We start from the raw sequence: 22,720 nt of genomic DNA on the forward strand, positions 1-22,720 counted from the left end.
GAGCCGCACCTTTCGCCCCGATGCCCGCTAACAGGGCAAGTCGCCCAGCCCAGGGCCCGGGGTTCTGGCGCGAAGCGCTGACCTGTCAAGGTCGGCAGGTGCGGCACTGCAGCCGATCTTGCGCTGCCGCTTATGGCATCCCGTTATTGCCATACAGACAGAAGCCGGGGCGCTCGCCCAATCGCGCGTAGTAATCGCTCACCGCCGCGAGTGACGGGCGCTCGAAGGGCGTATGAAATCAGCGATTCACCGACAGGCCGATGGGAATGTCCGCCAGCGAGAAACGGCTCCCGGCCACATAGCCGCCGGTGACCTCGAGTTGCCTGTCCAGGATCTGCATATACCTGGACCACTCGGCACAACTCGCCTCGATCGCCTGGCTGTCCTGATGGGCGGGGGAGAGTCTCACCAGCGACATGAAGGCGTAGCTCCAGGCGCGATTCAAGTCCGATGCCTGCCAATCAATCCACTGATCGACCCTGGCCCTCGCCCGCGCCTCGGCGGGATAGAGCGAGCCGTCACCATAGCGCGTCGCCAGATATCGGATGATGCTGTTGGATTCCCACAGGGTGAAGTCTCCATCCCGGATGACCGGCACCATGGCGTTCGGGTTCAACGCCAGAAACTCGGCGCTCCGGGTGGACTGGAAACCGCTCCCCCACTCCTCCCGCTCGAAAGGGAGATCCAGCTCGGCGCAGGTCCACAACACCTTGCGCACATTGATTGACGACGCCTTGCCCAAGATCCGTAACATCGCTTCGCCCTCCCGTGGAAAAGATCGAGCTTCCATGAAGCACACCGTACCGGTCAAGGGAGAAAGCGACGGCCGTGGCCCCCATTTCTGTCCGTCATCACCATCCACGTCATGACGCCGTTGCTTGGCCCGGCCATGCCTTGGCAAGCACCACGAAACCTTGGGGGACCCAGTGAGCAGGATGGAATGATGGGCGGAGCGCATCAGCAGTGCCCCCTTGGTACAGGCGGGGCCCGGTAACGCGAGGTGACACAGGGAGGATGAGGGAAAAGAGTGGCAGAGCCGGCGCCCTGCCGTCATGGTCACACTGGTAGGCGATTACCCGTTACCACAACGCCAGTCACGGGGTCACGGTCAAGTCTGCGGTGGCAGAGAAGTTCTGCCCATTGAGCATCCCGCTCGCGCTGACAGTGGTGGCCCCCGCGCCGACGGCGGTCGCGACCCCTTTACTGCCGATCGTGTTGCTGACGGTGGCGACGGCCTCATCACTGCTGCTCCAGCTCAGGGCCGGGTTGTAGGCCAGATCGATGATGCTGCCATCGGAGAGCGTCGCCTTGGCGGCAAAGACGGTCATGACTATCGGTTGTGATGCCGAGGGCGGCATGCTAGTGGCGATCGCCGGGGTAAGGGTCAGATCGGAGACAACGGCATCTGTCACCTCCAGTTTGGCGCTTGCCTCAAAGACCCTGCCATTCCCGGTCCCTGTGGCCTTGATGCTGGCTATCCCGGCCCCCACGGCAGTAGCACGCCCCGTCTCGTCGACGGTGGCAATGCTGGCATCACTGCTGCTCCAGTTCACGGTCACATCGGCGGCGGCCTCCGCGGTCGAGCCATCGCTCAGGGTGACCTGGGCAATCAGTTGTTGTTGTAATCCTGCCGGGATACGGCTCTCCGAGGGGGTGACGTGCAGGCTGGTGATCTGTGCTGTGTCTGTTCCATTACCTCCGCCGCTCCCACTGGGCACGGGCACCATGGTTTCGGTATCACAGCCACCTAAAAACAGCGTCCACGTGCTGAGGAGCACGTATCTCATCTTGAGCACACTCATAATGGATTCCTTCAGGTATGTGTTCGTTCAATTTTCGTCCCCGTCTGGTCTGGCTTTGTTGAAGTTCAATCGAGAGGTTCCTTGGTGATAAAGCGCCAAGCGTACGACAGCTTCCGCCGCTGCGCGCGCAAGGAATGGCGCAAAAAATGAGGCTATCCGGACATAACGACCCCGATCAACAATCGGTTGCTGATGCCATCATAGCCAACCGAATCCCACCCTTTTTCCAGTGAAATCGTGGCCCAGCCACGGCAGTTGAATGCTATCAATTTGATTCGGTGGGAGCAGGCGGGATCGAGACAGCGGCAAGAGCCATAGACAATGGCAAGCAGGCACAGCCTCGAATAAGGCTCCATTCCCCATGCCAAGTTCGCAGCCGACGTCTAAGTATTTTTTCTTCTATCCAACCATCTCTTCCGACGATATTGCATTGGATAGCCCCAGATGGGGCGAAGACGAGATGAGGGTGCCACCGGCTCGAGGATGACGGCGAGATCACGCGGTCGTGTCCGCCACAGGGCTAGCCCGATGAGCAGAGGCCCGGACCGTTAATCCAGATGGTAAGCCGCCCATCGACTCGACATTGACCCTTGGCTACGGCTGGGCTTCGGGAGCTACGGGGAGTAAGGCGGGCATAACTGCCGAAATAAGGTCGTGTGGACCAAGTGTGGGCATTGACGCAAAAACAAAAAGGCCACTATCGCTAGTGGCCTTCGTAAGTCTTTGATTTTAATGGTGCCCGAGGCCGGAATCGAACCGGCACGACGCGAACGTCGAGGGATTTTAAATCCCTTGTGTCTACCGATTTCACCACTCGGGCACCGCAATCGGTATCAAGTCCGCGTACGGGCTTGTCAATATGGAGGCACGTTCCGGAGTCGAACCGGACTAAACGGATTTGCAATCCGCTGCATAACCGCTTTGCTAACGCGCCATGCAAAAGAGAGTTGGCTCTCGATTGTCTGAATTTGGAGCGGGAAACGAGACTCGAACTCGCGACCCCGACCTTGGCAAGGTCGTGCTCTACCAACTGAGCTATTCCCGCATCGGTCTGGCTGACTGCCTGACTATGAGAACGCATTCTAGCGATGTTCCTCGTCCAGTCAACCAAAAACATTTAATACGCTGATCGTTCGGGCATTTTTTGCCCTTATCCCACACTTTTGCAACTCATGGCCGTTTCCCGGCCCCAACGGCAAGGAAACAACCATTTGCCCATGGGCAGACTAGAAGCGGGAGTGGTAGGTCAGATCGCCCCAGGCGGCCTTCATGTACTGGAACATGGACCAGAAGGTCAGCACGGTGGCGACATAGAGCAGCACGTAGGAGAGCCACACCATCCAGATGTCGTACTGCCAGATGAGCCCGGTCAGCGACACCATCTGGATCATGGTCTTCCACTTGCCAATCCAGCTGACCGCCACCGAGGAGCGCTTGCCGAGCTCAGCCATCCATTCGCGCAGGGCGGAGATGATGATCTCGCGGCCAATCATGGTCATGGCCGGGATAGTGACCCAGATGGTGTTGTAGTGTTCGACGATGACCACCAGGGCCGCCGCCACCATGATCTTGTCGGCAACAGGATCGAGGAAGGCGCCGAAGGCGGTGGACTGGTTCAGCTTGCGGGCGAGATAACCATCAAACCAGTCGGTCGCGGCCGCCAGGATGAAGACAAGCGCGGCAGCCAGGTAGGACCACTGATAGGGAAGGTAGAACAGGATGACGAAGACGGGGATGAGCAAAATCCGAAAAAACGTCAGCAGGTTAGGAATATTTGTCATTATTTTCAGCCACTTCTTGTATGCCGCTACATGGTAGCCCCAAGCCGATCATCGTTGCAACCGGACAGGCGCCCGCCTTGGTCTATTAATCCGTCAATAACCTCAGGATGCATGCCATTATGGCATTTGCGGACCCCCTGCGTCACGGCTCTTGTGCGGCCGGAGCCGGTTTGCGGGATCCACATCAACTGCAAGCCAATCTGGGTCGCCCTGGTCAGACCCGCTCCTGACTGATGCCGGATATCCGATTGCTCCGAACGCCGCCAGCCCGGAATAAGCCTGTTTATTCAGGGTTAGAGCGAGTGCAGGGCGTCGTGGATGGACTGGGCAAGCTCCTGGCTGATGCCGGGCACCTTGGCGAGCTCGTCCACCCCCGCCTTCTTTACCTCCTGCAGGCCACCCAGATATTTGAGCAGCGCCTGCCGCCGCTTGGGCCCCACCCCCGGGATGTCCTCCAGGGTACTGGTGGTGCGGGCTTTCGCCCGTCTCGCGCGGTGGCCGGTGATGGCAAAACGGTGGGATTCATCGCGAATGTGCTGAATGAGGTGCAAAGCGGGCATATCTGCCGGCAGGTGCAGCTCTTCGTGGCTCTCCCCCAGGATCAGGGTCTCCAGCCCCGCCTTGCGGGTCACCCCCTTGGCGATGCCCACCAGCAGCGGGTATTTGCCACCCAGAAACTCCAGCTGGCGCGCCAGGATCTCCTCGGCGCGGCGCAACTGGCCGAGGCCACCATCGATAAACAGCACGTCAGGCACCTTGTCCGGCTCCTGCTGCTTGCCGAAGCGCCGCTCCAGCGCCTGCTCCATGGCGGCGTAGTCATCCCCGCCGGTGATGCCGTCGATATTGAAGCGCCGATACTCGGAGCTGAGCGGCCCCTCCCGGTTGAACACCACACAGGAGGCCACGGTGCGCTCCCCCATGGTGTGGGAGATATCGAAACACTCCATGCGGGCGATGGGACGCTCCAGCTCCAGCAGCTCCTCCAGCTGGTCGTAGCGGGCGGTGATGGTGCTCTTGTGGGCGAGGCGCGAGCGCAGCGCGGTCTCGGCATTGATGGAGGCGAGTTTGATGAAACGGGCCCGCTCGGCGCGGGTACGGCTCTGCACCCGCACCTTGTAGCCGGCGGTCTGGCTCAGGGTCTGCGCGATCACGATCTCATCCTCCAGCGCCACGTCCAGCAGCACCTCACTCGGGATCTGCCGCCCCCCCTGCCCCGACAGATAGAACTGCAGCAGGAAGGATTGCACCACCTCGTCGAGGGGGGTATCGGCCGGCACTTTCGGGAAGTAGCTGCGCGAGCCCAGCACCTTGCCCTGGCGGATGAAGAGCACGTGGATGCAGGCGGTTCCCTGTTCGAAGGCCACCCCCACCACGTCGAGCTCGTCCAGCACGTTGCCGCTCACCGACTGCTGCTCGGTGACCCGGCGCAGGGCCTGGATCTGATCCCGGTAGCGGGCCGCCTCCTCGAAGCGCAGATCGCCGCTGGCGGACTCCATCTTGCCGACCAGCTCTCCTATCACCTGCTGGTTCTTGCCCGCGAGGAACAGCTTGGCCAGCTCCACCTGCTGGGCATATTCGGCCTCACTCACCAACCCCGCCACGCAGGGGCCGGCGCAGCGCTTGAGCTGGTAGAGCAGACAGGGACGGCTGCGGTTGGCGTAGACAGCGTCTTCGCACTGGCGCACCGGGAAAATCTTCTGCATCAGGTGCAGGCTCTCGCGCACCGCACCGCCGGAGGGGTAAGGGCCGAAGTACTCCCCCTTGATCTTGCGGGCACCGCGATGCACACCGATGCGCGGATGCTGGTGCGCCGTGATGATGATCCAGGGGTAGGACTTGTCATCCCGCAGCAGCACGTTGTAGCGCGGCTGGTACTGCTTGATGAGGTTGTGCTCGAGGATCAGCGCCTCTGTCTCGGTGTGGGTGACCGTGACCTGGATGTCGGCGATCTGGCGCACCAGGGTGCGGGTCTTGATGCTGTCGACATTGGTGCGAAAGTAGGAGGCGAGCCGCTTTTTCAGATCCTTGGCCTTGCCCACGTAGATGACGGTACCGCCGCCGTCGTACATGCGGTAGACGCCGCTCTGGTGGGTAACGGCGCTCAAAAATGCCTTGCTGTCGAAGAGAGGATCAGACGAGGTCATGCAAGCTCCGGCAACGGTCAAGGGGACGAGTCAGCGCCTGCGGCAAAAAGGGATCGGGAAAGAGGCTCATCGGCAACTCGGCTCACGGGTGAAAGCAGAAGACGGCACAGAGCATACTGCGCCGGGACGGCAAAAAGCAAAAAGGCGGCACAGGCCGCCTTTGATGGCTACACGCCGCCCGTTACAGGGTATCGGCATCCAGCATGCCATAGCGAATGGCCAGGTGGGTCAGCTCCACGTCACCGTTGATGTTCAGCTTGCTGAACAGCCGGTAGCGGTAGCTGTTGACCGTCTTGGGACTCAGGTTCAGTTGCTCGGAGATGTCGGTCACCTTCTGCCCCTTGGTGATCATCATCATGATCTGCAGCTCACGCTCGGAGAGGGACTTGAAGGGATTCTCGTCCGCCGAGGCAAACTGGCTGAGAGCCATCTGCTGGGCGATTTCGGGGGAAATGTAACGCTGGCCGGAGTGCACCAGGCGAATGGCGTGGATCATCTCGTCCGGCGCGGCCCCCTTGGTGAGATAACCGGCGGCCCCCGCCTGCATCACCTTGGTGGGGAACGGATTCTCGGAATGAATGGTCAGCACAATGATGCGCACATCGGGCCGGATCCGCAGGATCTTGCGGGTCGCCTCCAGGCCGCCGATGCCCGGCATGTTCATGTCCATCAGGATCACGTCAGGGTGATGCTGCCGACAGAAGGCCACGGCGGTTTCCCCGCTCTGTGCCTCGCCCACCACCTTGATCCCGCGGACATCTTCCAAAATGCGTCTTATCCCTGTACGCACCAACTCATGATCATCGACCAGGAATACATTAATCACCCAAACACCCCGTTTTTTATCTCGTTATATGCCAGTTAGGGTTAACACGGCGTCTTGCATCATAACCAAACTCGATGATTTGGCAAACCATGGCCGGGAAAAGTTTGAAAGCGCTCGTAAAAGCCGTTTTAAATCAAATTATTATATAAATAATCAACGAAAAAACGGCGCCTGAAGGCGCCGTATCGGTCAACTTTCGTGCAGCCAGCCTCAGTTGGCCAGCAGGGCACGCACCTTGTCGAGATCGGTCTGGGTATCCACCCCGACCGGGGGGGCCTCAAGCGCCTGGGCCACGTGAATTTTCTCCCCGTACCAGAGCACCCGCAGCTGCTCCAGCGCCTCGACCTGCTCGAGCGCGCTCGGCGCCCAGTCCACGTAGCGCTGGATGAAACCGGCGCGATAGGCATAGATGCCGATGTGGCGCTGATAGTGATTGCCAATCTGCTCGTGACTCTTGGCAAAGCGATCCCTGTCCCAGGGAATGCTGGCGCGGCTGAAGTAGAGGGCATAGCCATCTTTGTCCGTCACCACCTTGACCGCATTGGGATTGAACGCCTCTTCGGCATCCTTGATCGGTACGGACAGGGTCGCCATGGGGGCAGTGGCGGCGGCCAGATTGTCCGCCACCTGACGGATGATGACGGGCGGAATGAGCGGCTCATCCCCCTGCACGTTGACGATGATGGTATCGGCGGCAAAGCCGTAGTGACGGCACACCTCGGCCAGTCGCTCGGTGCCGGACTGGTGATCCGGTGAGGTCATGCACACCTCGACGCCGGTTGCCTGCAGCGCCTGCCGCACCCGCTCATCGTCGGTGGCGACTATCACCCGATCGGCGCCCGATTGCAGGGCCTTCTCCACCACGTGCTGCACCATGGGCTTGCCATGGATGTCCGCCAGCGGCTTGCCCGGCAAGCGGGTCGAGGCGTAACGGGCCGGAATGACGACGACGAAACTCATGGCTTCAGCTCTTCCAGGGGCAGATGACGCGCCCGGTTCTCCAGGAGGACGGGGATCCCCTCCTCCAGCGGATAGGCCAGTCTGTCGAAACGGCAGATCAGCTCATGGGCAGCCTTGTCCGATTGCGGTTGATAGTGCAGCTTCCCCTTGCAAACCGGGCAGGCGATGATGTCGAGCAATTTGATATCCAATGCCAAAACGAAACTCCTTCAACGATGTCGAGCAAGCGACGATCTCGGACGGGCTAGGCTGCCGAGCAGTTTAATGTTCCATCGCCGGAGCCGGAACCCGGCTCCTTGCAATTGTGCCGCACGAGCGATGACGTCGTGCAGTCGATGATCTTGCGCCATTCAATGTGCATGGTCAGGGCCGGGTGCCTGCAGCGGGGGCAACCGCTGCAGCAGGGTATCGAGCAGGGCGGCGGGCAACTCGGCGCTGACCGGCAGATACCACCAATGCGGCGGCGCGAAGGCCCGGCACTTGACCGCATCCTTCTCCGTCATCAGCAGGGGGCGCGCACCGAAGCGGGCGAGCAGCTCATCCCGATCAAAGGCCTGATGATCCGCATAACCGACACGCTCTGCCAACTCATAACCGAGTCCGGTCAGGGTGGCAAAGAAGCGGGGAGGATGGCCTATGCCCGCCAGTGCATCCACAGGTCCGGTGAGAGGCGCCTCGAGGGGCGCATCGTCGCACACGCGGCGCGGCGCGGCAGCCACCAGCGCCATGGGGTATTCCCCCTGGGCCGGAGTGCCGCCGTTACAGATGATGGCATCGACCCGCTTGAGGCGGGTCATGGGTTCCCGCAGCGGTCCCATGGGCAGCAGGCAGCCATTGCCGAAGCGCCGGGCCCCATCCACCACCACCAGTTCGATGTCCCGGGCCAGGGCGTAGTGCTGCAGACCGTCGTCGGTGATGATGATGTCCACCTCGCCGCTTTGCTCCAGCAGACGCACCGCATCGGCGCGCTTGGGCGCCACCACCACGGGGCAGCCGCAGCGCCTTGCGATGAGCACAGGCTCATCCCCCGCCTGGGCGGTGGTGCTGGTGGTACCCAGCCGGTAAGGGTAATGGGGCGCCTTGCCACCGTAACCCCGGCTGACCACACCGGGGCGCCAGCCACGGGCTTGCAGCTGTTCCACCAGCCAGACCACCACAGGGGTCTTGCCGTTGCCACCGACCGAGATATTGCCCACCACGATCACCGGCAGGCTGGCGCGATAGGTGCTGAACCAGCCGCGCCGGTAGGCGAAACGGCGCCCGCCGCTGACGAGGGCAAACAGCAGGGCCAAGGGGGCCAGTGCCCAGCGCCAGCCACTCTTGCCGTACCAGAGACGCTCCAGCATCAGCCCTTGTTGCTCACAGCGACGTTGCCAAACTGAATGGCCCGCAACTGGGCATACGTGCCCTGTTGGGCCATCAGGGCGTCATGGTTGCCGCGCTCGACGATATGACCCTCGTCGATCACCAGGATCTCGTCCGCCTTCTCTATGGTGGAGAGACGGTGGGCGATCACCAGGGAGGTGCGCGCCTTGCACAGCTCGTCGATGGCCGCCTGGATGTGGCGCTCGGACTCGGTATCCAGGGCCGAGGTGGCCTCGTCCAGCAGCAGTACCGGGGAGTCACGCAGCAGGGCGCGGGCGATGGCGATGCGCTGGCGCTGACCACCGGATAAGGAAGCGCCATTCTCGCCGATGACGGTGTCATAGCCTTCCGGCATCTTGCGCACGAACTCGTCGGCATGGGCGATGCGGGCGGCATGCTGGATCTCTTCCCGGCTGTACTTCTCTTCTGCCGCGTAGGCAATGTTGTTGGCCACGGAGTCGTTGAACAGGTGGACATGCTGGGAGACCAGGGCGTACTGCTTGCGCAGCTCGCTCAACTTGTATTCGCGGATGTTGACGCCGTCCAGCAGGATCTCCCCCTGCTCTATGTCATAGAAGCGGGTCAGCAGGCTGGCGATGGTGCTCTTGCCGGAGCCGGAGCGACCCACCAGGGCCACGGACTTGCCCGCCTCCACCTTGAAGCTGATGTTGTGCAGCGCCGGGGTATCCTTGGTCGGGTAGGTGAAGGTGACGTTGCGAAACTCGATCTCCCCACGGGCCCGCTCCAGAGTGCGGGTGCCGGTGTCCTGCTCCGGGGTGGAGTCGAGCAGACCGAACAGGCTCTGGCAGGCGGTGATGCCGCGCTGGAACTGGTTGTTCACGTCGGTCAGGCTTTTGAGCGGCTTGAGCAGCATCATCATGGAGGTGACCATGACGGTGAAGGTGCCCGCGGTCAGGGTCGCCTTGACCGAGTCGATGGTCGCCACATAGAGGAACACCGCCAGGGCGACCGAGGCCACCATCTGGACGATGGGGCTGCCGATGGCGTCGGCCGCCACCATCTTCATGGTCTGCTGACGCATCCGGTTGCTGACGGCGAAGAAGCGCTTGTCCTCCACCTGCTGGCCGCCGAACATCAGCACCTCTTTGTGACCCTTGAGCATCTGCTCGGTGGAGGTGGTGATGTCACCGACCGCCTGCTGGATGTGGCGGCTGATCTTGCGAAAACGGCGGCTGATGATGCCAATCAGCACTCCCACCACGGGGCCGACCACCAGGAAGATCACCGACAACTGCCAGGAGTGCCAGAACATCAGGCCGAGCAGGCCGATGACGGTGGCCCCTTCCCGCACCAGGGAGACCAGAGTGGAGCTCGCGGCGGACGACACCTGACCGGCGTCATAGGTCACCTTGGAGAGCAGGTTGCCGGTGTTCTGGCGGTCAAAGAAGCTCATGGGCATGGCCATCAGGTGGCTGAACACCTGCTGCTGCAGCCGCATCACCACATGGTTGCCGACCCAGGCCATGCAGTAGTTGGAGAGGAAGGCGGCGCAACCGCGCAGGGCCACGATGCCGAGCACAAAGAAGGGCATCCACTTGAGCACGCTGCTGTCATTGCCGTTGAGGCCCTGATCGATGAGCGGCTTGATGGAATAGACGAAGGTGGTATCCACGGCCGCATAACCCAGCATGCCGATGATGCCGCCCACCAGCCCCAGTTTGCGATCCCGGACATAACCGAGCAGGCGTTTGAAGACGGGCCAGCTCTCTTGTGAGGTTTCTTGTTGCATGAATAGCCGTTAATGAGGGAAATGACGGGGTATTCTAGCCAAAGCGCAGGATTACACCAAGCGTTGCCATCACCTGGCCATCTCCCTCACCCTCCCTCAAAGGGAAATGACGGATTATTGCCCTAGCCAAAGCGCAGGATTACACCAAGCGTTGCCATAACCCAGGCCCATCCCAAAGGGAAATAACGGCCGAGGGAGAGTCCTAGTGCCATAGCCTGGGCCGCCACCAGTGGCCATTGCGCCTGTACCAGGGGCCCTGCTCGCGCTCGGGCCGGATCTCGAGCCCGGCCTCCCCCGCCTCGATCAGGATGGCGCCATCCTGCCCCGTCACCCACTGCCGGGCCCCCTCGTATCTTGCCACCACCTCGGGGCGGGGAAACTGCCACTGGTTCCTGTCGCCTGCGCTGTGGATGACGACATCCGGGTTCACCGCCGCCACGAAGCCCGGGGTCGAGGAGGTGCGGCTGCCATGGTGAGGGCTCACCAGCACGGCGCTGGCGAGGGTGCTGAAGCGAGTACTGGCAGATGTGCTGGCGAACACGTCTCCCTCTCCCTTGCTCTCCAGGGCCAGCAGGCGACGCTCCGCCTCCTGCTCTATGTCGCCACTGAGCAGGAGACGATGCCGGCCATCGCTTATCTGCACCACGCAACTATCGTTGTTGCGACCCGCCCCCGGCCGCTCGGGCCAGAGCACGCGAAAATCCAGCCCCTGCCAGTGCCAGCGCTGACCACGGCGACACAGGGTCGTGCTGCGGGCGAAGCCGAACGAAGAGAGCTCGCGGCGCACCGGCATCGCCTGCAGCATTGCTTGCCGGTTGCCCGCATGGTCCCTGTCCTTGTGACTGATGATGAGGGCATCGAGTACCCGCACATCGAGGCGGTTCAACACGGGCAGGATGGCGGCCTCCGCCATGTTGTAACCGCCGGGGTAGCGATCCCCGGTGTCATAGAGGATGCCGCGCTCGCCGCGGGTGACGAGTACCGACAAGCCCTGCCCCACGTCCAGCACCCGCACCTGCCAGGGTGTGGGAGCAGGCCAGGCCCCCAGCAGCAGTGCGGCCCCCACCGGGAGCAGCAAGCCGCGCCCTCCCGGCAGGTGCCAAGCCCCCCACAGCAGCACCAGCAAGGTGCTGACTGGCATCAGCCAGCCGGGAACCGACCACCAGAGCTGCAGATGGTCCGCCAGCAGGCCTAGTCCCCACAACACCCACGTCAGCCCCAGATCGGACAGCCAGAACAGGGCATGAGCCAGAGTGCTGGAGAGCGGCGCCAGCAGCACGCCGATCAGCGCGAGGGGAATGATGCCGAGACAGAACAGCGGCAACGCCAGCAGATTGATCAGGAGCGCCAGCGGGGCCATACCTTCGAACAGCAGCAGTTGCAGGGGCAGCAACCCGAGCAGCAGCAGGCACTGCAGGCGCACCAGCCCGGGGCGCGCGTGCAGCAGGCTCGCCAGCAACAACAGGGCCACCGCCAGGAAGGAGAGCCAGAAACCGGCCGAGTAGAGGGCGAAGGGATCCCAGAGCACGAGCACCACGAAGGCCCACAGCCAGATGCGGTGGCTGGGCCAGTCCCGTTTCAGCCAGCGCAGCAGGCTCCACACCAGCACCATGATGAGGGCCCGCTCGGTCGCCACCGCAAAACCCGCCAGCCAGCTGTAGACAGCGGCAAACAACAGGGAGATCAGAATGGCCCCCCTCAATCCCAGCAGCCGCCCCAGCCACCAGCCGAGTACCGCCACCAGGGCGATATGCTGGCCGGAGATGGCGATGATGTGGGTCAGGCCGCTGCCGCGAAACAGATCCCACTGGTCATCCGTGATGCCCCCCTGTTCCCCGAAGCTGAGGGCCGCCAGCAAGGGGGCCTGGCCCAGCCCCTGCCAGGCGGTGCTGGCTGCAGCCAGCCAGCGCTCCCGCATCCCCGGGGTCGACGCCTGGACCTCGATGAGACGGCGCAGGTTGCCGGTCGCCGTGATCCCCTTGCCAAGCAACAGGCGCCGCCCATCCATGCCAGCCTCGTTGGCCAACCCGTGGGCGGGCTTGAGAGAACTCACCAGGGTAATGCGGCTGCCGGCGGGCAAGTACGGCAGAGCCTGGTAGGCATTGATCCTGACGAGGGGGGCCACCCCGAGGGGCTGCTCGTCCAGCGTCTCGACCCGCAGCAGCAGGCGGGCAAATTTATCTCGCGGTTTATCACCGGAGGACTCCGTACTTTGCACCCGTGCGGTTATGATGTGGCTGGTCTGTGTCTCCAGCTTGTCCAGCCAGGTCAGCCGATACTGCAGGTTCGACTGCATCCAGAGCACCCCGAGCACCAGAAACAAGAGCCGCCAGTGGCGGCCATGGGCGAACAGGATCGCAAAAGCCAGCAGTGCGCCGCCCCATGCAATAGAGGGTAACCAGGGCCAGAGCAGTGAGGAGCTTGCCCCCAGGGCAAACGACAACAGACGCAGATCCATGGAGCAAGTATTTAGCAAGGTTTCAAACATGCCCAAACGACTCATCAAACGCTGGCTGCCCGATCAGGACAAGCTCAAGGAGCACAAGCACCTGCGGCTGTTCGGCAAGCTGCTGCTCGATGCCAACCTCTGGCACCTCAACCGCCGCTCCGCCGCCGGGGCCTTCGCGGTCGGCCTCTTCATGGCCTGGATCCCCCTCCCCTGCCAGATGCTGCTGGCGGCTGGTGGCGCCATCCTCTTTAGGGTCAATCTGCCCCTCTCGGTCGCCCTGGTCTGGCTCTCCAACCCAGTCACCATGCCGCCGCTGTTCTATGGTGCCTACCTGGTGGGCTGCCAGTTGCTCGGCCACCCCGCCCAGCACATCGATATCCAGTTCACCTGGGCATGGCTGGTCTCGGTATTTGAAACCCTGGCCCCGCCGCTGCTGCTGGGATCCCTGGTGCTCGCGTTCTTGAGTTCGCTGCTGGGTTACACCCTCATCCGCACCTTCTGGCGCATCAACACGGTGCGCCAGTGGCAGAAGCGCAAGGGGGCGCGGGCATGCTGAGCCGCTGGCTGGTCCGAATAAAGATAAACCCCGACACCCTGCGCCAGCAGAAGTGGTTCGCCCTGTTTGGTGAGCGCCTGCTGACACCCGCCCTCTGGCAGGGTGGCACCCGGGCGCTCAGCGGCGCCGTGGCGGCCGGCCTCTTCGCCAGCTGGATCCCCGTTCCCATGCACTCCCTGGTGGCGGTCGGACTGGCGCTGGCGTTCAGCCTCAACCTGCCGCTGGCACTGCTGGCGGTCTGGTTCAACAACCCGCTGACGCTGCCCTTCATGTACCTCTATGCCTATCGCACCGGCTGCCTGGTGCTGCACCAGACGCCTGAGCCGTTTCACCTCACCTGGTCCCAGCACTGGCTGGAGCAGGAGGCAGCCACCCTGGTGCCCCCCTTCCTGCTCGGCAGCCTGCTGCTGGCGGTGCTGAGCGCCGCCGTCGGCGCCTTGCTCACCCTGCTGCTGTTACAACTGGGCAAGCTGACCCGCCCCCGCTAGGTTGCCAGCACGCCGTCCTTGTCTCGGGTGGCGTGCCTTGCCATCGTCTGCCTCTGCCACCACACTCCTTGTAACCCGTTGTTTTTCGACCCCCATTCGAAACAAGGAGCCCACCATGGCCGAACCGCTCACGCTGGCCCATGCCAATGGCCACCCCCTCTCCCTGCTCCCCGCCATGGCCAATCGCCACGGCCTCATCACCGGGGCCACCGGCACCGGCAAGACAGTCACCCTGCAGGTGCTGGCGGAGGGGTTTTCCCGCCTCGGCGTGCCGGTCTTTCTGGCCGACGTGAAGGGGGATCTGAGCGGCCTGGGCGCCGCCGGCACCCCCTCTGCCAAGCTGGATGCCCGTCTGGCCCAGCTCGGCCTTCAGGCACCCGACTTTGCCGCCAGCCCCACCCTGTTCTGGGATCTCTTCGCCGAAGAGGGCCACCCGGTGCGGGCCACCGTCTCCGACATGGGGCCTCTGTTGCTTGCACGCCTGCTCGGCCTCAACGACACCCAAAGCGGGGTGCTGGAGCTGGTGTTCAAGGTGGCGGACGACGAGGGGTTGCTGCTGCTCGATCTGAAAGACCTGCGGGCCATGGTGCAGTTTGCGGGGGAGCACGCCAAGACCCTCACCACCCGCTACGGCAATGTGTCGACCGCCTCCATCGGCGCCATCCTGCGCAACCTCCTCACCCTGGAGAGCGCGGGCGGCGATCACTTCTTCGGCGAGCCCATGCTGGACATCCAGGATCTGATGCAGACTGACGAGGCGGGCCACGGCCATGTCAATGTGCTGGCCGCCGGCAAGCTCACCCAGTCCAGCCGCCTCTATGCCTGCTTCCTGCTCTGGCTGCTCTCCGAGCTGTTCGAACAGTTGCCCGAGATTGGGGATCCGGAAAAGCCCGTGCTGGTGTTCTTCTTCGACGAGGCCCACCTGCTGTTCAAGGATGCGCCCAGGGCACTGCTGGAGAAAATTGAGCTGGTGGCGCGCCTCATCCGCTCCAAGGGGGTGGGCGTCTATTTCGTGACCCAGAGCCCGGCCGACATCCCCGACAGCGTGCTGGGGCAGCTTGGCAACCGGGTGCAGCACGCCCTGCGCGCCTTCACCCCGAGCGATCAGAAGGCGGTGCGCATCGCCGCCAACACCCTGCGGGCCAACCCGGCCTTCGACGCCGCCGGAGCCATCACTGAACTGGGGGTCGGGGAGGCGCTCATCTCCCTGCTCGACGAGAAGGGGAGGCCCAGCGTGGTGGAGCGCGCCTTCATCGCGCCCCCGGCCAGCCGCATCGGCCCTCTGAGCGCGGCCGAGCGCCAGGCGCTTATTCAGGGCTCATTGCTCTACGGCAGATACGACACCCAGGAGGACAGGGAGTCCGCGTTCGAGCGGCTTCAGGAAGCATCGCCCGCCGCCGGCGACGAGACTGCTTCCCCACAGACCGACCAGGGCGGCGGTCTGCTGGATGCCTTGAATGGCATCCTGTTCGGTCGCACCGGCCCCCGTGGTGGCCAGCATGACGGGGTGGTGCAGACCGCCGCCAAGAGCGTGGCCCGCACCCTCGGCAACGAGGTGGGACGCCAGCTGATGCGCGGGGTGCTCGGCTCCCTGCTGGGAAGCAGCAAGCGGCGCCGCTGATGCCGGAAAATGAAAAAGCCCGCCGTGTCGGCGGGCTTTTTATGGCTGAAGCAAGGCGCTTGGCGCAGATGCTTCTCTCTTACAACACCTTGGCGATGGCGTCGCAGAGGGGATCAATGTTGGCGCGGGTGATGCCTGCCACGCTGATCCGGCCGGAGCCGACGATATAGATGGCGAATTCGCTCTTGAGGCGCTCCACCTGATCCTTGGAGAGACCGGAGAAGGAGAACATGCCGTTCTGTTCGCGGATGAAACTGAAATCCTGGTTCACCCCCCGCTCGGCCAGCTTCTCCACCAGCAGCTCGCGCATCTCGCGAATGCGCACCCGCATGGCGGCCACTTCTTCCACCCACTCCGCATAGAGGGCCGGGTCGCTCACCACGGTGGTGACAACGGCGGCGCCGTGTGACGGCGGGTTGGAGTAGTTGGCACGAATGACGGTCTTCACCTGGGTGAAGGCGACGTCGGCCACCGCCTTGGTCGCGCAGACCAGGGTGAAGGCGCCGACCCGCTCGTTGTAGAGGCCGAAGTTCTTGGAGAAGGAGCTCGCCACCAGCAGCTCGTCGTGGCACTCGGCGAAGATGCGAAGGCCTTCGGCATCCTCTTCGATACCCCGGGCAAAGCCCTGATAGGCGAAGTCAAAGAGCGGCAGCCAGCCGGCGGCAGCACTCTGACTGGCCAGGGCACGCCACTGCTCGGTGGTGGGGTCGATACCGGTCGGGTTGTGGCAGCAACCGTGCAGCAGCACCAGATCCCCCGCCTGCGCGTCAGACAGGGAGGCCTGCATGGCGGCGAAGTCGAGCCCCTTGGTGGCGGCGTCGTAGTACTTGTACCACTTGACGGTCAAACCGGCCGCCTGGAACACGCTGACGTGGTTCGCCCAGGTGGGATCGGAGATCCAGATGGTCTTGGCGAGATTGTTGCGTACCACGAACTCGGCGGCGATGCGCAGGGCACCGGTACCGCCCGGTGCCTGCGCCGTCTTGGCGCGGCCGCTGGTCACCAGGGCGGCATCACGGCCGAACAGCAGTTGCTGCACGATGCGGCCGTATTCGATATTGCCTTCGATACCGAGGTAGTTCTTGGTCTTCTCGTCGGTCAAGAGCTTCTGCTCGGCTTGCTTGACGCAGTGAAGGATAGGAGTGGCACCGGTCTCATCCTTGTAGATACCGACCCCCAGATTGATCTTGTGGCTGCGAGTGTCGGCACGGAAGGCTTCAGTCAGGCCCAGGATCGGATCCGCTGGGGCGGCAACAACCTTTTCAAACATGGTATTCCCTGTAGTCCGTTGAGTTCGTTGGCTGGCAAAGTAGGTTGGCAAACAAAAGCGCCCGTCCAGGGAGCGCTTCGTCAGCTCTTTATACCACTGCCTTCCATAGGGGAAAACCGCTTTCTCGGCGCCGCCTCAACCAATCCCGTGCCAATCCGGTGCCAGGGCACACACCTCGACCGACAGACCCCGATTCGACTCCACCAGATCATTGCACTGTCCCAGCAGCGCACGGGGGATACGGCTCGGCTCCCAGGGCCGACCATCCCCCAGGGGAGCCCCGTAAGCCGCCTTGATGGGCACCAGATCCCGGGGCAGCCACCAGCTCGCCGGTCTCCCCAACCGCTGGGCCAATGCCAGTACTCTGTCGACCCCGGCCGGATCCAGGGCAGTGAGGTGGCTCCAGAGGGTCTGGGGCGGCAAGGCGGCGATCAGGGGCTCCAGCGTGCCGGGATCCTCGGCGGGATACCAGACCAGCAGGGCGTCGGCGGGCAGTGGCAACTCGGCGAAGGCGCCGACGGCATCGGTCGTGATCACCCGCTGTATCTCCCCCTCTCCCCAGAGGATCTTGCCAAGCTGCGCCAGGGTGCGGGCTGGCAGAGCTACCTCCCCCAGGGTCTGGAGCCAGGGGGCGGCATCCAGCAGGGTGCCGCCGCTGAGAAACAGGCTGAACGGCCGTGCGGCCCGCAGACGAAGGGGCAGATCAGTGCAAAGCCGGATCCCCTTGTCTTCGAAGTCGATCTGCTCGATGGGGCTGAAATGACCCTCCCCCTTGCGATACAGGGCCGCCAGCACCCGCTCGTTGACCCTCTCCCCTAGTTGCCAGCCGTGGGATTGCAGCCACTCCTCGGGTTCCGGCGGGGCACTGGCCATCTTCGCCAGTATCAGCTCCCGGGTCAGATAGCGGTGCCCGGCAGAAGTGAGCGCATAGTGATGATTGCCAAGGGCCAGCAGCAACTGGTTGTCCCGAAGCATGCCGATCAGCGGCTGCCATTGACGACCGCGAACAGCCTGGGGACCGCCGCTCAGCAACTGCTGTGCCAGCGCGCGCCACTCGGGGTGGGTGAAATCGATCAAAGGCATCCTTCCCTGTCGGCAAACCATCCTTCAACGAATTGAATAATCTAGCGATTTACGACGAAGGAGCCAAGGGCGGAAAAGAGACAACGTGACCTGGCGCAGCACCGGACGTCGAAAGGAAGCGAAAGAGGTGAAAGGCAGATAAAACAAAACGGCCAAGCAAGCTTGGCCGTTTCATCAACTCTTTCACGATTCCCTATGAGAGGGAGCCTTGATTAGAAGTTGTATTGCATACCAACAGTCCACTCGTCATCTTGCTGACTCAGGCCTTGGATTTTGTATTCGGTGTAAGCTTTCAGCTTGGAGTTGAAGGCGTATTCAACACCCATGGAGGTGAAATCTACGGTGTCTTCGTAAGAAGTTACACCTTCCACTTTCGCTTCAGCGAAGTTGTAGCCAGCCAGGAAGGTCCAGGCGTCTACGTTGTAGGAAGCAGCCAGCTCGTAGCCACGCGCCTTGGCATCGTTGAAGCCGTCGAACTTGTAGGTGGATTCGTTATACAGGGCAGCGAAGTAGAAACCCTGATAGGTGTAGCTTGCGGCAACAGCCCAGTCATTCTTGTCGGTCAGATCAGCGCGACTGAAAGTACCGTTTTCGGAAGTGATGGTGAGGCTGGAGGCATCTTCGAAGCTCTTGGACTCGTAACCTGCGGCCAGACCCAGACCAAAGTCGAAGTCATAGGTTGCGCCCAGGGTGTAGCCGTGGTCCATTTTACCTTCAACACCAGACCAGCCAGCGTAGTTCGCATCATAGCTGCCGTTGTTGGTGATGTAGCCACCTTTCAGGCCAAAACCGTTCCACTGACCGTTATAGATAGCCTGACCTTCTTGACGACCATCATAGACGTTGGCCATGTCACCGTAGTCGTTGAAGATATCGGTCTTGGCGACGGTTGCATTGTAGAAAGCAGTTTCTGTCTGACCAAACAGGAACTGGCCATACTGGGAACCATCGAAGCCAGCATAGATGTGACGAACCTCCAGCTCACGCTTGTCGCTGTCATAGGAGTTTTCGGAGGCCAGTTGCCACTCAGTTTTGGCAACGCCAGACCAGGTGTCATTCAGAGCCATTTTACCGGACCAGCCCAGACGGGCATAGGTGGTCAGCTCACCATCATTCTTGGAGTAAGAATCTGCGTCTGCATCGTAGGAGTCGTACTCGCCGAAGTACTGGGCATGTACACGACCGTAGATGTCGAAGGTGGTACCGTCTTTGTCATAGATGACGGCAGCGTTAGCTGCGGATGCAAACAGAGCCGGGATAGCAATAGCCAGAATTGTCTTTTTCATAGTTTCCAATGCCTACTGTAATTAAACACTAAGTTGTTGTTATTCCCTGTGTTAGCGATGTTCTTTGCATCACTATGGGGCCTGAGACTAGCACCGGGTTTTGCAATCCGCAATGAAAAAACTTGGAACTTTCCCGTGATTCCATAGTCATAGGGGAAAAAATGTGATCCAGGTCCCACCCCATTCCCTCGATGCGAGGACAACGTTTGTAGCGAAAAACGCTGCTTTTTTATGCCGGCTGAGGGGAGTCGTCCATCCCCAACCGCTGTGTTGGCATATTTGGCGGCGGCCATGCAAGGGGCTGTCATCCCTGCCTCGACCCGGGCGCCGGGTTGCGGGTATCCTGTCACTCCAATCCCAGCCATGACCCGCCAAGCCATGTTATCGACCCGTCTCAAAGCCAGTATTCGCGCTACCTATCGCCAGATTGCCGATGGTTTACCCGGTTTTGTGCCGCGCAAGGAGCAGAATTTCCTGGTTGCCGAAATCGCCAAGACCCTGACAGGAGAATATGACAGGAGTCGCCGCATCCTGGTGGCCGAGGCAGGCACCGGCATCGGCAAGTCCCTCTCCTATGCCCAGGGGGCCATACCAGTGGCACGGCTGACCCAGAAGAAGCTGGTGATCTCCACCGCCACCGTGGCCCTGCAGGAGCAGCTCATCCACAAGGATCTTCCCTTTTATCACCGTCACAGCGAGCTGCCGTTTCGTTTCATGCTGGTCAAGGGGCGCCAGCGCTACTGCTGCGAGCACCTGCTGGAGCAGGCGGCAAACGGCAGCGAGATGGCCAATTTCGAACTCGACTTCGGCGCATTGAGCAAACACAAGCCATCGGATGCTGACAAGGCGTGCTACCAGGGGCTGTGGCAGGCCTACACCGAAGGCAAGTGGGACGGGGATCGGGACAACTGGCCCAAACCCATTCCGGACCCTTGCTGGGATCGCATCGCAGCCGACCGCCACACCTGCAACAAGGCCCTGAGCCACCATCAGCACTGCCCCTTCCATCGGGCCCGCAACGACATGGACGCAGCAGACGTGCTGGTGGTCAACCACGCCCTGCTGCTCTCCGACCTCACCATGGGGGGCGGCATCATATTGCCGCCGCCGGACGAGTGCATCTATGTGCTGGACGAAGCCCATCACCTGCCCACCATCGCCCGGGATCACGGCGCCGCCAGCGCCAGCATCAAGGGATCCCGCCGCTGGCTGGAAAAGCTGGTGCAAAGCGCGGGCAAGCTGGCCAGGACGCTGAACAAGGAGAGCCTGCTCGATCCCCAGCTCAAACTGCAGGATGCCCTGGCCTCTCTCCAGCCGGATCTCAAGGCCCTCGAGCAGTGGCTCGCCAGCAATGATCACCTCTTTGGCGGCGAGCCCCACCACAGATTCGCCGATGGGGTGCTGCCGGATCCCCTGCCCATGCTGGCGGAAAACCTCAAGGAGGCGAGCAAGAAGGCACTGAGGGCGCTGGACAGAATGCAGGGGGCCATCGGCGAGGCGCTCAAGGATGGCGACATCCATCGCAAGGAGGCCGAGCCTCTGCTGGCGGAGAGCGGTTTTCACTTGCAACGGCTCGAGAGCTTCTGCGCCCTCTGGGAGATGCTGAGCCGCCATGTTCCCACCGGCAAGACCCCCCTCGCCCGCTGGATGGCCAGAAGCGAAGACGGAGACATCTGGCTGCACGCCTCCCCCATCGAGGTGGGGTATCTGCTGGAGGAGTGGCTCTGGTCCCGCTGTCTCGGGGCCGTGCTGGTGTCGGCGACCCTCACCGCCCTCTCCTCCTTCAGTTATTTTCGCCACCAGGTAGGGCTCAAGGAGCATGACGGTACCCGCTATCTGCGGCTGCGCTCCCCCTTCGACTACCACAAGGCCGAACTCTATCTGCCCAAGATGGCCCATGAGCCCAGTGCCCCCGCCTTCACCCAGGAGTTGATCGATACCCTGCCCCGCCTGCTGGCAGGCAAGGAGGCCAGCCTGGTGCTCTTCTCCTCCTATCGCCAGATGAACGAGGTGGCGGTGGGGCTGCGAGCCAAGGGGATGTCGCTCCTGGTACAGGGGGAAGCGTCCCGCAGCGCCCTGCTCCTCTTGCACAAACAGAAGTGCGACGGCGGCCAGGCCAGCATCCTCTTTGGCACCGGCAGCTTCTCGGAAGGGCTGGATCTGCCCGGCCACTACCTCACCAACCTGGTGATCACCAAGCTCCCCTTCGCGGTGCCCAACTCCCCCGTGGAAGAGGCGACCGCCGAGTGGATAGAGCAGCGCGGCGGCAACCCCTTCCTGCAACTGACGGTGCCGGAAGCGTCGCGCAAGCTCATCCAGGCCTGTGGCCGCCTCATCCGAAAAGAGGCGGATCGGGGGCGGGTCACCATCCTGGACCGGCGCCTGCTGACCAAGCGCTACGGCAAGGGGCTGCTGGACGCCCTCCCCCCCTTCACCCGACGCATCGAGTGACACGGCTGACGCCCGCCATGCGATCCCCTGTCCCTCATGTCAGGAGGGGGCAGGAAGATAGAAGAGCACGCTGCCCGCAGGACTCGGGGCAGCGGGATCCACACCCCGCACACCGGAAGGCGCCATAAACGGCTATTGCCGCTGTGGGGCAAACCTGTAAAAATGACCCCCTATTTTTCAGTGGGCAATTGCCTGACTGTTCAAGGAGATGAAATGAAACTGACTGTTCTGGTACCGGCCCTGGCTGGTCTGTTGTGGGCAGGTAGCGCCCTGGCCGCTAGCCAACTGGAAATTACGAATCCCTATGTCATCCAGCTGCTCGATGGCGAACCCGTCAACCCCCAGCTACTCGACAAAGCCACCGTCTTCTCCCTGGAGCCCGGCAGGCACCAGGTAGTGGTCGCCTTCGAGGGCAACTACTCCAGCCGCAGTGAAACCAAGCTGGTCACCGCCGAGCCCCTGGTGATCAACTTCACCGCCGCCGACAACCAGCAACTCTTCCTCGACTTCAAGAAGCCCCGCAAGGAAGAAGAAGCCAAGCGTTTCGTCAAGGAACAGAACGTCGTTCTGAAAGACAAATCCACCGGCCAGGTCCTGAAATCCGAGCAGTTCGTCATGCCGACCGTGGGTGGCTTCCAGCTGACCCGTGACTATCAGCAGGAGCTGCTGAAGATGGGCAAGGCCTTCAACCAGCCCAAGACTGTGTCCGTCTCCACCGCCGCCGTGATGGCTGCCGCCAGCGCACCGGTGGAAGTGGCCCCGAGCAAGGCCATGAGCAACCCGGAAGCCCTGACCCAGCTGCAGAGCTGGTACAACAAGGCCGATGCGGAGACCCGCAAAGCCTTCCAGATCTGGGTGATCCAGCAGCAGTAAGGCGCATCGCACGCC

Annotated in this window: 18 protein-coding genes and 3 tRNA genes; 5 read left to right on the forward strand and 16 right to left on the reverse strand. The window is 62.3% G+C overall.

Features of this window, described 5'->3' with window-relative positions; all coding sequences use genetic code 11:
• Positions 1-238: 238 nt before the first annotated feature.
• The 13 genes from PG898_RS08390 to PG898_RS08450 all read right to left on the reverse strand — a co-directional run bounded on the left by PG898_RS08390 (position 239) and on the right by PG898_RS08450 (position 13,086).
• Positions 239-754, reverse strand: coding sequence for a glutathione S-transferase family protein (locus PG898_RS08390; protein ID WP_270823802.1), 516 nt, complete (start codon positions 752-754; stop codon positions 239-241).
• 340 nt (positions 755-1,094) lie between these two features.
• Positions 1,095-1,802, reverse strand: coding sequence for an Ig-like domain-containing protein (locus PG898_RS08395; protein ID WP_270823800.1), 708 nt, complete (start codon positions 1,800-1,802; stop codon positions 1,095-1,097).
• A gap of 733 nt (positions 1,803-2,535) precedes the next feature.
• Positions 2,536-2,622 (reverse strand) — tRNA-Leu (locus PG898_RS08400).
• Positions 2,623-2,662: 40 nt separating this feature from the next.
• Positions 2,663-2,736: transfer RNA gene (locus tag PG898_RS08405), tRNA-Cys, on the reverse strand.
• Between the two features lie 35 nt (positions 2,737-2,771).
• Positions 2,772-2,847: transfer RNA gene (locus tag PG898_RS08410), tRNA-Gly, on the reverse strand.
• Between the two features lie 181 nt (positions 2,848-3,028).
• A complete protein-coding gene (gene pgsA, locus PG898_RS08415; RefSeq protein ID WP_041206001.1) occupies positions 3,029-3,583 on the reverse strand; it encodes a CDP-diacylglycerol--glycerol-3-phosphate 3-phosphatidyltransferase in 555 nt (184 codons plus the stop codon).
• A 293-nt stretch (positions 3,584-3,876) separates the two neighbouring features.
• On the reverse strand, positions 3,877-5,727 hold the full coding sequence (uvrC, locus tag PG898_RS08420) for an excinuclease ABC subunit UvrC (RefSeq protein WP_270823798.1): 1,851 nt from the start codon (positions 5,725-5,727) through the stop codon (positions 3,877-3,879).
• Positions 5,728-5,908: 181 nt separating this feature from the next.
• A complete protein-coding gene (gene uvrY / locus PG898_RS08425) occupies positions 5,909-6,553 on the reverse strand; it encodes a UvrY/SirA/GacA family response regulator transcription factor (RefSeq protein WP_041206003.1) in 645 nt (214 codons plus the stop codon).
• 210 nt (positions 6,554-6,763) lie between these two features.
• On the reverse strand, positions 6,764-7,513 hold the full coding sequence (gene kdsB / locus PG898_RS08430) for a 3-deoxy-manno-octulosonate cytidylyltransferase (protein WP_270823797.1): 750 nt from the start codon (positions 7,511-7,513) through the stop codon (positions 6,764-6,766).
• On the reverse strand, positions 7,510-7,710 hold the full coding sequence (locus tag PG898_RS08435; RefSeq protein ID WP_005331987.1) for a Trm112 family protein: 201 nt from the start codon (positions 7,708-7,710) through the stop codon (positions 7,510-7,512). The genes kdsB and PG898_RS08435 overlap by 4 nt, the downstream gene beginning before the upstream one ends.
• Positions 7,711-7,863: 153 nt before the next feature.
• Positions 7,864-8,859 (reverse strand): tetraacyldisaccharide 4'-kinase, encoded by a 996-nt coding sequence (lpxK, locus tag PG898_RS08440; protein WP_270823796.1) that lies wholly within the window; start codon positions 8,857-8,859, stop codon positions 7,864-7,866.
• The gene (msbA, locus tag PG898_RS08445; RefSeq protein ID WP_270823794.1) at positions 8,859-10,628 is read right to left on the reverse strand and encodes a lipid A ABC transporter ATP-binding protein/permease MsbA; all 1,770 of its coding nucleotides are present in this window, start codon (positions 10,626-10,628) and stop codon (positions 8,859-8,861) included. Before msbA ends, lpxK begins: the two co-directional genes overlap by 1 nt.
• Positions 10,629-10,830: 202 nt before the next feature.
• Positions 10,831-13,086, reverse strand: a complete 2,256-nt coding sequence (locus tag PG898_RS08450) for a DNA internalization-related competence protein ComEC/Rec2 (RefSeq protein ID WP_270823838.1) — start codon at positions 13,084-13,086, stop codon at positions 10,831-10,833.
• Between the two features lie 28 nt (positions 13,087-13,114).
• Between PG898_RS08450 and PG898_RS08455 the strand changes: the two genes are divergently transcribed.
• The 3 genes from PG898_RS08455 to PG898_RS08465 all read left to right on the forward strand — a co-directional run bounded on the left by PG898_RS08455 (position 13,115) and on the right by PG898_RS08465 (position 15,742).
• Entirely contained in the window at positions 13,115-13,633 is a 519-nt protein-coding gene (locus PG898_RS08455) for a DUF2062 domain-containing protein (protein WP_226172316.1), read from the forward strand.
• Positions 13,627-14,121 (forward strand): DUF2062 domain-containing protein, encoded by a 495-nt coding sequence (locus tag PG898_RS08460; RefSeq protein ID WP_270823793.1) that lies wholly within the window; start codon positions 13,627-13,629, stop codon positions 14,119-14,121. Before PG898_RS08455 ends, PG898_RS08460 begins: the two co-directional genes overlap by 7 nt.
• Before the next feature lie 115 nt (positions 14,122-14,236).
• Complete coding sequence (locus PG898_RS08465; RefSeq protein ID WP_270823791.1) at positions 14,237-15,742, forward strand: helicase HerA-like domain-containing protein; 1,506 nt, start codon at positions 14,237-14,239, stop codon at positions 15,740-15,742.
• Between the two features lie 79 nt (positions 15,743-15,821).
• On the opposite strand, the gene PG898_RS08470 is transcribed toward PG898_RS08465, so the two are convergent.
• The 3 genes from PG898_RS08470 to PG898_RS08480 form a co-directional block, all read right to left on the reverse strand.
• The gene (locus tag PG898_RS08470) at positions 15,822-17,012 is read right to left on the reverse strand and encodes an amino acid aminotransferase (RefSeq protein WP_041213134.1); all 1,191 of its coding nucleotides are present in this window, start codon (positions 17,010-17,012) and stop codon (positions 15,822-15,824) included.
• Positions 17,013-17,147: 135 nt separating this feature from the next.
• Positions 17,148-18,089 (reverse strand): hypothetical protein, encoded by a 942-nt coding sequence (locus PG898_RS08475; protein WP_270823790.1) that lies wholly within the window; start codon positions 18,087-18,089, stop codon positions 17,148-17,150.
• Between the two features lie 218 nt (positions 18,090-18,307).
• Complete coding sequence (locus PG898_RS08480) at positions 18,308-19,381, reverse strand: porin (RefSeq protein WP_270823789.1); 1,074 nt, start codon at positions 19,379-19,381, stop codon at positions 18,308-18,310.
• A gap of 378 nt (positions 19,382-19,759) precedes the next feature.
• Between PG898_RS08480 and dinG the strand changes: the two genes are divergently transcribed.
• Both dinG and PG898_RS08490 read left to right on the forward strand, forming a co-directional pair.
• Positions 19,760-21,832, forward strand: a complete 2,073-nt coding sequence (gene dinG, locus PG898_RS08485; protein ID WP_270823788.1) for an ATP-dependent DNA helicase DinG — start codon at positions 19,760-19,762, stop codon at positions 21,830-21,832.
• 213 nt (positions 21,833-22,045) lie between these two features.
• Entirely contained in the window at positions 22,046-22,705 is a 660-nt protein-coding gene (locus tag PG898_RS08490) for a YccT family protein (RefSeq protein ID WP_039040268.1), read from the forward strand.
• The last annotated feature ends 15 nt before the right edge of the window (positions 22,706-22,720 follow it).

The organism is Aeromonas sp. QDB31 (genome assembly GCF_027707605.1).
In the GTDB taxonomy this organism is placed as follows: domain Bacteria; phylum Pseudomonadota; class Gammaproteobacteria; order Enterobacterales; family Aeromonadaceae; genus Aeromonas; species Aeromonas media.